Here is a 2177-nt window from a genome sequence, read left to right as displayed (position 1 = left end):
ATCTCATTCAAGTGCATACCGCTATAATTAAATAATTAAATAAAATTTAAGGGGGGAAGCATACCAAATTCAGGTTCTATATTTGATAAATCTGGATCAATTATTTTCGGTATTTCCTGATTTCCTGTTTCCTGGAGTTTATCAATATTTTCCTCTATTAATAACCGCAAATTAAGAGTCAGAGAACTAAATCTATAGCCTTCTCTAATATCCTCTACCCAAGTTTGAATAATGTTGTTGAGTTGATGATCTTTAATTGCTGAGAGGCTGAGATTTTGTAAGGTTGTGCGGATATCTTCTTTGATAGCGGGGGTAAAAATCTGTTCTGGCATATCTTCTTGATTTGGGGTTAAATCTAAGGTGTAAGTATATTGATCTGGGGAGTTTTTAACTTGGAGATTAAATGTATATTTAACCATTTTTGGTAACAGTTTTATCTTTAACTTCTATAGTGATTTGTCCTAATTTCCGGGTATCACCGACTTTTAAATCTTGACTGGTTTTTTTCATGTTTTTTATAATTGCATATTCTTGATCAAATTGCATAATAATGTTTTCTCCTTCTTTAAAAATTTTAGCAGTAATCGGTGTAAATCCATCGGAGGCATTTAAGGGAATTTCTACATTTAAGGAACTACCAATTAAAATTGGCTTTGTCCCTAATAAATATGTGGTTTGTTCCGTTGCAGTCCAATTTACTAATAAATAGGGTTGTGATTCTAACTGCTTTTGTTCTATCCAAGCTATCATTAAACCAGTGAAAAATCCTATAATAGACGTACCGGATAAACGCCCCAAAACATCGCCGAAAATACTGGCTGTAATTAAGAAACCACTACCACCAATTCCTCCCCCAATTGTTCCACCTAATAAAGCATTTTTTAGTTTTAAATTGGGAACAAAAAACCTAGTTCCTACTCCTACTAATGCACCGACAATTACCCAGCCGGCAATTCTGCCAATTATTTCTAAAACAGCTATATTAGAGAGAGGTAAAAATACAATTTGTCCGGTTGCACCTGCTATCATTCCCGCAGCCAGACTACCACAAATACTAATAATACCTTTATTTGTTGTTAATAAGGGAAGGCGCATATAGCGGTTTTGTCCCATAATTAAAGCTAGGTATATTCCCATAGCTAAAAATGCTGTCCAACCACCCATGCGTAATACTAAATAGGTGATGGTGTAGTTTTCGCTGGAATCCGATTCAACTAATTGTTTATAAATTGCAGCTTCTGCGTTGCGAAAGGCTTGCTCAAATTGACCGGAATTAGCATAAAATACTAATGAGCCATTGCCTGTAATTTGAGTTAAATAATTTATATCTGCATCCCCTGTAGCAACTGAAATTAGTTTTACTCCCATGTTTCTGGCAGCTAGGGCTGAACTATAAGCAAAATCCGGATCATTTGGGACACCGTCAGTAAATAAGATGATATTGCGATTTAATGCAGTTGTTTGTAATTCTCCAATGGCTGCGTTGATACCTTCAGCCATTGGTGTACTCCCATTTTCTGATAGAGTATCAATGGCATTTTTTAAGGTGTTAGCGTCCTTTGTGAGTGGGGTAGCGGTTTTAATTTCTAGTCCAAAACTGACTACTGCTAGTTGATCTTTTTGTAAGTCACGACGTTCTATAAATTTGCTGGCTGCTGTTTTGACTTCTGTTAATTTTCCATCACTCATACTTGAGGATGCGTCAACTAATAAAACTATGGCTTGGGGAGTGACGGGGACGGATGGGTTTGGTTTAGCTTTGGTTAAGGCTAAAAATGGTTCTCCTAATAGGATTGCGGCTGTCAGACATCCACTAGCACCGTATAATCCAAATAGTAGGGGTTTGTTGTTTTTAAAGCGGTTAAATAGGTTAAAGTTTCTCATTTTTTAATTAAATTTAGATATTCCATTAGCTTTGTCAGTCATCCTGTCGTAAACCATACGTGATATTTCCGGAAACAACGTTTTATCTTTATAAAAACTTGGATCATCTCCGAAAACAACTAATATATATTTAGATTTTTCATCAGGACTAACTATAATAGCCGCATCATTACGAGTTTTGGAGTTCCAGCCCATTTTTGAATAAAATTTGATATTTTGAGGTAGTTTTTCACCTAAAAAACCCTCAATAGCATTAAATTCTTTATTTTTCCAAGCTACTGGTGATAAATCTC

General features: G+C 35.3%; 3 protein-coding genes. All 3 read right to left on the bottom strand.

From position 1 onward, the window contains the following. Window positions 1-35 precede the first annotated feature (35 nt). Window positions 36-419, bottom strand: coding sequence for a hypothetical protein (locus IQ228_RS25040; RefSeq protein ID WP_027400835.1), 384 nt, complete (start codon window positions 417-419; stop codon window positions 36-38). Further along, a complete protein-coding gene (locus IQ228_RS25035) occupies window positions 412-1884 on the bottom strand; it encodes a VWA domain-containing protein (protein ID WP_193964848.1) in 1473 nt (490 codons plus the stop codon). The genes IQ228_RS25040 and IQ228_RS25035 overlap by 8 nt, the downstream gene beginning before the upstream one ends. Before the next feature lie 3 nt (window positions 1885-1887). Further along, the coding region (locus tag IQ228_RS25030; protein ID WP_193964846.1) for a serine hydrolase at window positions 1888-2177 on the bottom strand (290 nt) is incomplete at its 5' end.

This window comes from Dolichospermum sp. LEGE 00246 (assembly GCF_015207865.1).
GTDB lineage: Bacteria > Cyanobacteriota > Cyanobacteriia > Cyanobacteriales > Nostocaceae > Dolichospermum > Dolichospermum heterosporum.
This window is presented reverse-complemented; position numbering and strand designations above follow the sequence as displayed.